Origin of the sequence: Holospora obtusa F1, assembly GCF_000469665.2 — a bacterium.
GTDB classification, from domain to species: Bacteria; Pseudomonadota; Alphaproteobacteria; order Holosporales; family Holosporaceae; genus Holospora; species Holospora obtusa.
In genome coordinates, this window is sequence record NZ_AWTR02000008.1 from 1 (window position 1) to 7390 (window position 7390).

The 7390-nt window shown below is 34.2% G+C and carries 5 protein-coding genes; 4 read left to right on the forward strand and 1 reads right to left on the reverse strand.

The annotated features are described in order from the left end of the window. The first annotated feature begins 336 nt into the window (after positions 1–336). Complete coding sequence (locus P618_RS00370; protein WP_021828056.1) at positions 337–801, forward strand: hypothetical protein; 465 nt, start codon at positions 337–339, stop codon at positions 799–801. Positions 802–1389: 588 nt separating this feature from the next. On the opposite strand, the gene P618_RS07555 is transcribed toward P618_RS00370, so the two are convergent. After that, positions 1390–1527, reverse strand: coding sequence for a hypothetical protein (locus P618_RS07555; protein ID WP_156918923.1), 138 nt, complete (start codon positions 1525–1527; stop codon positions 1390–1392). A 733-nt stretch (positions 1528–2260) separates the two neighbouring features. Here P618_RS07555 and recA point away from each other — a divergent pair. From recA to P618_RS00390, 3 genes are all read left to right on the forward strand, one after another. Continuing rightward, on the forward strand, positions 2261–3346 hold the full coding sequence (gene recA / locus P618_RS00380) for a recombinase RecA (protein ID WP_021828058.1): 1086 nt from the start codon (positions 2261–2263) through the stop codon (positions 3344–3346). A gap of 694 nt (positions 3347–4040) precedes the next feature. Next, positions 4041–5909, forward strand: coding sequence for a molecular chaperone DnaK (dnaK, locus tag P618_RS00385; protein ID WP_021828059.1), 1869 nt, complete (start codon positions 4041–4043; stop codon positions 5907–5909). A 105-nt stretch (positions 5910–6014) separates the two neighbouring features. Beyond that, the gene (locus P618_RS00390; protein ID WP_021828060.1) at positions 6015–6458 is read left to right on the forward strand and encodes an HU family DNA-binding protein; all 444 of its coding nucleotides are present in this window, start codon (positions 6015–6017) and stop codon (positions 6456–6458) included. Positions 6459–7390 lie beyond the last annotated feature (932 nt).

The window sequence follows — 7390 nt, forward strand, 5'->3', positions numbered from 1 at the left end:
TCAAGAAGATCCAGTTTCATTTTTTGTCCTTAAAAATTTATGGACGAAAAATATGATTATTTCAAGCAGAAATCAACTATTGCTGCGTAACATCAGTTAAAAACAGATAATTTTTTTCTTACCACTCCACAAAATCATGATCTGATAGATCTTATCTGGGATGAGGCTTCAGGAGAAGCATCTATTAAAAAATTTACTGAGTTTGAAAAAGAAGCTACACAGACAAAAAATTTATTATTCCTGCAAAAAATTTTACACAAGCTCAAAATCAATTAAAAAAATCTTTAATGGAAGCTGAAATTAAGGACGTTATACGCTTAGCGAGAGCAGAAGAAATTGTATGAAAACGATCAAAAAAATCATTTTAATTTAGCTTTAGATTTAATTATGAATCTATCTAAATCTGCAAAAGATAATCATGTATATGGGCTGAGCTGGAGTAATACAAAAAATGTTTATCTTGGTTTACCGGATCATGTTTCTTTAAAAATCATAATAAATCCTAATAACAGTTTACCAGAATCAAAAACATTGTGTAGTATAATTATAAAAAGAATCAGGGAACAAGAAAAATCTTCAGGTCTTGGTAGCCTACAAAATCTTCTGGAAGGAGTGAGCAGGATAATCAAGGATACTTGTGAAGTTGCTCCAACTTTTTTGCTTTCTTCAATGAATTTCCATATGATTACAGGAAAAAATAAAATATTAAAAAAAGAAAAATTTATTCCGTACTTACAAAAATTTTCAACGTTAACTCCATATTTAGAAAAAAATTTAATAAATAAAAATAATAATGAATAAAAGATTTGTGATTAGACAAAAAAAATTTTAGTCCTAATGCACAAATAGTACAAATATTATAAAAATAATTAAAGAAAAGAAATTTACTTAATCAATTGATTTACTTCAATTTTTTCAATGCATTGAGATTCATTAAATTACTAAAAAATCATAAACCATTCTAAAACATTTTTGATGAAGCATAGTATTTATAACCATAAGGATTGATTTCGTAAAAATATCCAATCGACGCAAATGAAGATCGCGTTACTCTATAAAAAAGTCTTAAACATTTTTCGCTTCGATCTTGGAGCTGGATTGTGTTTAGGGTAATTAAAATTCTGAGAGTTTTTACCTAAAGATAGATAGCAATATTTTTTGATAGTGATTAAAGATTTCTGATATCGTAAGCGCATACCAAATCTTGAGTGATCTGTATACCATAAATTCCTTCTTGGAAACTACTTTAGTACGTCTCGTCATGCGTCCTAGTTGTATTATTATTATCTTGCTCTATGCATACAGTGCCTGATTTTTCAATACTATGGCGGTTTTTTTGTAGAACTTTAGAGAAAACATCCTAATCATCAATATAAAATGTGCAATTTTTCAGATGTTTGACTTTTTCGTAAAGTCGTTTGAAAGTTGCAACATCACGATTCCCTGTAAAGTTCTCCGTGTGCTACGATCAACAGCTTTGATAATCCAGAGTTTTTGACTTTTTTTGGAAAAAATGCCACATTTCATCAAATTCCACTGCTTAAATGTTACCTGAAATCTAAGATTCTTGTGTTTTTTCCATCTCTGCCATCACCCACTTTGTATATAATAGAAGGAGAATGTCCAAGAATTTTACCCATCATGTTAAAAGATGCTTTAGCTAAAGAGTATAAAATGACGCATAAGGCTTTTTTTACAGCCGTTTTTCTTTTTTTCCCATCTTGTCACCTTCAACAAAGGTATAACCTCATTCCTTCACTTATAACGCTGAACTTTGCGTAATATACTGTTCCTTATGCAGTTTTCGGAATTACACTTTTTGCAATGCATTGCTGATGACCTTAATACGACACTATAGTCGTATTTTGGCATAAAACTATCTAAACCTCAAAACTTTCCTCATTTTTAATTTAGTATACGTGATATCGGCCAAAAGAATCTCAAAATTTTCCGTATCAGGGCACGTTTTTATCGCAAAAAGTACTCCACTAACCCAGTGTTACCCCATTCCAAAAAAGTATGCGCCCTTAAACATAAAGCAGTTTTCTGTTTAACTCATTGTTTCAAAAAGCGCTACCCCTTTGCTATTGCGCGACTGTTCGTTTGTGGCGCCCCCTCTTTTAAGTGTGTCTATCCTTTTAATCTTCCCAAGACGTATTTGAAGAAGGATTCCTTTTAGATATTTAGATGGTGAATAGACCTAGAATCATTTTAGAAATGATGCTAGAATAAACGTCTTCTAGATTGTTGGAAAATATATATGGTCCACCATACCACTCATGCATTACAAAATGCCATTGCGCAAATCGAAAAGGCTTTCGGAAAAGGGTCTGTGCTCTGTTTAGAGCAGGAGGCAGCAGAGCAAGTCGAGGTAGTATCTACCGGATCTTTAGGATTAGATTTGGCGTTAGGAATTGGGGGCCTTCCTGTAGGACGCATCATCGAAATTTACGGACCAGAAAGCTCGGGAAAAACTACGCTCTCTATGCATGTTATTGCAGAAGCACAAAAACAAGGTGGAATATGCGCGTTTATTGATGTTGAGCATGCTTTTGACAAACAATATGCTCGAAAATTAGGAATTCAGCCGGAAAATTTGTACATATCTCAACCCGATACCGGAGAGCAAGCCTTGGAAATAGCAGATTATTTTGTGCGCTCTGGAGCTATAAAAGTGTTAGTTATCGATAGTGTGGCGGCTTTGGTTCCTAAAGCAGAACTTGAAGGAGATATGGGGGATTCTCATATGGGATTACAAGCGCGCTTAATGAGTCAAGCGCTTAGGAAGCTCACTTCTTCTATATCACGTTCGAATATTATTGTTATTTTTATTAATCAAGTGCGCCAAAAAATTGGAGTTGTCTACGGAAATCCTGAAACAACCACAGGAGGTAATGCTCTAAAATTCTACGCCTCTGTTCGGTTAGATATTCGTCGAATTGGATCTATTAAAGGAAAAGCAAACGAGGAAATTAGAGGAAATCAAGTAAAAGTGAAGGTAGTCAAAAACAAATTAGCCCCTCCTTTTCGAGAAGTGACGTTTGATATTTTGTACGGACAAGGAATTTCTAAAGTTTCTGAGCTTATAGATTTTGGTGTACGCCTTGATTTGATTTCAAAATCAGGATCTTGGTATGCCTATCAATCAGAAAAATTAGGACAAGGAAAAGAATCTGCAGAAGCGTATCTTTTGAAAAATCCAGAAAAAATGAAAGAGCTAGAAGATACAATTCGAGCGTCTGTACGCCCAAAAACAGATTTTTTTGATTGGAACGCTTCAATAGATGAAGAAAAATCACCGAAATCAGAAGAAAAAGAAGAAGTTTCTTTTTTGCAAGAAGAGTGAAAAAACCAACTCAATAGTACATGCTTATGCAGATTTTTACGTAAGTAAAGGTTTTTGCACCATTCATCAGGGGTAATTGTGCCTAAATGTTGTCCTCCTATTTTAGATCAGAAAAAACTAGGCTCTGCAAGCGAAATCAACCAAGTCAAATAAGAGCTGTGAAAAAAATATGAAGCGTGTTAGGTAATCGTGTTAAAGAATGAAAGAGTGCGCTTTATTTCTTAATTTTTTCAAAAAAGCACTCGGTACGATGAGGTTTTTTATAGCTCATGGATCCTTTATTGGTAGGATTTCTTTTGATATTCAGGGCTATAGTAAGTTAAGTTAACGTTTTGTACAAAGGTATGTGATTTTTAGAAAAAAATTCTAAGATCATATATCCATATAGCCCGAAAATTCTATTTTCCATCACTGAGCGCTATGTTTTTTTTTATTCGCAAACCTCAGCTTAATTGATTATAATCGTGCTTGCGCTTAAACCGTAACTTTGGCTTACGTATAAAAATAAATCCTATAAAACTTTAGGTTGAATTAGGCGATTTTAAAAAAATGAAAAATAGCGAGAAAAAGTTCAAGCAAAAGTTCTGATGTATTAATTATTTTATATTTTTTCTCTCTAAGTCGTGTTTATTGCTCTTGTCTCGTACTGTATTTGTTGGTAGAATAAATGCAAAAGTTCGGATAGGGGATACTTATGGGAAAGATTATCGGAATTGATTTGGGGACGACTAACTCTTGTGTTGCCATAATGGATGGCGGAAAAGCAGTCGTAATCGAAAATGAAGAAGGAAACAGAACAACTCCTTCGGTTGTTGCTTTTAGTTCTTCCGGAGAAAGACTCGTGGGAGGCACTGCAAAACGTCAAGCCGTCACAAATCCGGAAGGAACATTTTCTGCTGTAAAACGTTTAGTTGGTGGGCGATATGATGATCCTTTGATCAAAAAAGATCAAAATAAAGTTTCTTATCGTATTTGTGCACTGCCCAATGGAGACGCAGGAGTCGCGTGGGGAGATAAGCAGTATACACCCAGCCAGATTAGCGCGTTTGTTTTAGAAAAAATGAAAGCTTCTGCTGAAAAATATTTAGGGGAAGCCGTTACAGAGGCTGTCATTACTGTTCCTGCTTACTTTAATGATGCCCAACGTCAAGCAACTAAGGAAGCGGGAAGAATCGCAGGGTTAGATGTAAAACGTATCATTAACGAACCAACCGCAGCCGCTTTAGCCTATGGTATGGACCGTGAAAAAGAAGGAATCGTGGTCGTTTATGATTTAGGAGGAGGAACGTTTGATGTTTCTATCCTAGAAATTGGCGGAGGTGTTTTTGAAGTCAAGGCAACTAATGGGGATACGTTCTTGGGAGGAGAAGATTTTGACCTTCGGATTATCGATTATTTAGCTGAAGAATTTAAAAAAACTAGTGGAATTGATCTTCGTAAAGATCCGTTAGCTTTACAAAGATTGAAAGATGCAGCAGAAGAAGCCAAAAAAACTCTCTCTAACACAGTAACTACTGATGTGAATTTGCCTTTTATTACGGCTGATTCCAGTGGCCCTAAACATTTGCATGTTACATTGAAAAGATCTGTTTTGGAGTCATTGGTTTCGGATTTAATCGAGCGCACTATGGAGCCTTGTCGTGAGGCTTTAAAAGATGCCAAAATTAAAGTGTCTGAGATTCGTGAGATTATTTTGGTTGGTGGAATGACCCGTATGCCAAAAATCATCGAAAAAGTAAGAGAATTTTTTGGAAAAGAGCCTCACAGAGGAGTAAATCCGGACGAAGTAGTTGCTGTAGGAGCTGCAATTCAGGGGGGAATTTTAAGAGGAGACGTCAAAGATGTTTTGCTTTTGGATGTCACACCTCTTTCTTTGGGAATCGAAACGTTAGGGGGTGTGTTTACACGCTTGATTGAGCGGAATACAACGATTCCAACCAGAAGATCTCAAACTTTTTCTACCGCAGCAGACAATCAAACTTCGGTAAACATTAGGGTTTTTCAAGGAGAGAGAGAGATGGCTGTCGATAATAAGTTATTGGCACATTTTGATCTTGTAGGAATTCCTTCTGCTCCCAGAGGAGTTCCTCAAATTGAGGTGACTTTCGATATCGATGCGAATGGAATTGTCAATGTTTCTGCAAAAGATAAGTCTACGGGAAAAGAGCAGCAAATTCGAATACAAAACTCTGGAGGGATCAGTGAGCAAGAAATTGAACAAATGGTTCAAGATGCGGAACGTCATCGTAAAGAGGATGCGCACAAGCGCCGCTTAGTAGAAGTACGTAATCGCGGAGAGAGCATAGCATATGAAGTTGAAAAACAAGTAAAAAATCTTGATGCCCACCTGTCTTCGGAAGAAAAATCTCGGATAGATCAAGAAGTAAAAAAACTTCAAGAGCTTTTAGGGCAAGAAGATGTGGAAGCAATGGAATCAGCTATTCAAAGCGTAGAAAATGAGCTTACGAAATTGATGGAAGTTTCTGCTAAACATCCCGCTTCACCAGATTCAGCGGATCAAGCATCTTCTTCTGAAAAATCGTCAGAAGATGAGACGCCTTAGTTTAAGAATGGGCTGTCTTAAAAAGCCCATATTTTAAATATGTTTTAATTTTTACTTTTTTTTTAAAATTTTGTTCTAATATTGAGAAAAAAGTAAAATGTTCTAATGACAAAAAAAGATATAATTTTAGATATTCATAAAGAAATTCCGCGTTTTTCTTATCGTTTTATTCAAGATGCACTGAATTTATTTTTTCAAGAAATTAGTCATTGTTTGGCGCAAGAAGGAAGTGTGGAATTTCGTGGGTTTGGTAATTTTGTATGTAAACATAGGTCTGCTTATACGGGAATCAATCCCAAAACTCAAGAAAGAATTTTTGTTCCCAGGAAAAAAGTGATCGTTTTTAGACCAGGTAGTTTTTTAAAAAAAGAATTAATTTTACGTCCAAAAGAAAAAAAAAAATTTGGACTTTATAGAAATTGGAAAAAATTTGGATCAAATAAAGTTACATATTTTTTAGTGCAATATACGTTAAGATATGATATTTTTTTGAACGTAAAATTGAAGCTTTTTTCAAAAACTCTAAATAAGACAGTTTTTTCTGATTAAACTTTTTTGTGTTCTAAAAAAATGAAAGTAAAGTGATCATGTATTCTATTGCATCTAAAGATTTTGTTTTTGTTTTTAGTGCACATTTTTTTATTCGATTCAAATTAAGTAAATAGGACAGAAGAAAATTTTGTACGATTTTAAAAAGTTCTTCATTTTCTTTACTCTACTTATCTATGGCTACAGAGTGTATAACTTTTTGTTTTTTGAAATACGTTTTAAATAAACTTATCGTATATAAATTATTAGGTTTTGGATATGATGTTTGTTTATTTCGCAATAAGCACTTCCCTTTTGTGGTAATTTTTTTATTTTGTGCAATTTTTAGAATAATAAAATATATTAAGCTTGGTAACAATAAAAACACGACATCCAAGATATTGAGGTGGTGGATCAGGTACCAAGACACGCTTAGGCAGAAAGGGCAAAATAAACCCAGAAAAGCTAAGGATTTATGTCGAAGGCCAATGAAGATAAAAAATGAGCAGAAGATAACAAAACTATTTAATGCTAATATGTGTTTTCTGTGTATCGGTGGTTAAAGAAGCTAGGCTTTAACTATAAAAAAAAGTCTTTACCTATTTGCAAGCAAGCCAAAAAAAACGAGAGCGATATAAAGAAACTATAAAAGGTATACCATCAAAAAGTCTTATATATATTGATGAAAGCGGTATTGAGATGACCATTTGTGCAGAACGCAGGATGGGACAGAAAAAGAAAAAAGCTTGCTGCCAAAAAAAGCGCTAAATAATATTATAGCTGGGTATGTTAATCGTAAATCGATAGCGTCTATGGCATTTAAAAGTTCTTGTCGTACATAAATTACTCATCTTACGTAGCACCTTTCAAAATTTGAAGTTCATTGAACATTAAAACATTGGCTTTTAACAATAGTTTTTGTTTTATTGCAAAATGATTCAATGAGGTTTTCA

Excerpts from the sequence above, each read along its gene's own strand:
- P618_RS07555 (WP_156918923.1), bottom strand. The coding sequence starts at position 1,527 with ATGAAATGTGGCATTTTTTCCAAAAAAAGTCAAAAACTCTGGATTATC.
- recA (WP_021828058.1), top strand. The coding sequence starts at position 2,261 with ATGGTCCACCATACCACTCATGCATTACAAAATGCCATTGCGCAAATC.
- dnaK (WP_021828059.1), top strand. The coding sequence starts at position 4,041 with ATGGGAAAGATTATCGGAATTGATTTGGGGACGACTAACTCTTGTGTT.
- P618_RS00390 (WP_021828060.1), top strand. The coding sequence starts at position 6,015 with ATGACAAAAAAAGATATAATTTTAGATATTCATAAAGAAATTCCGCGT.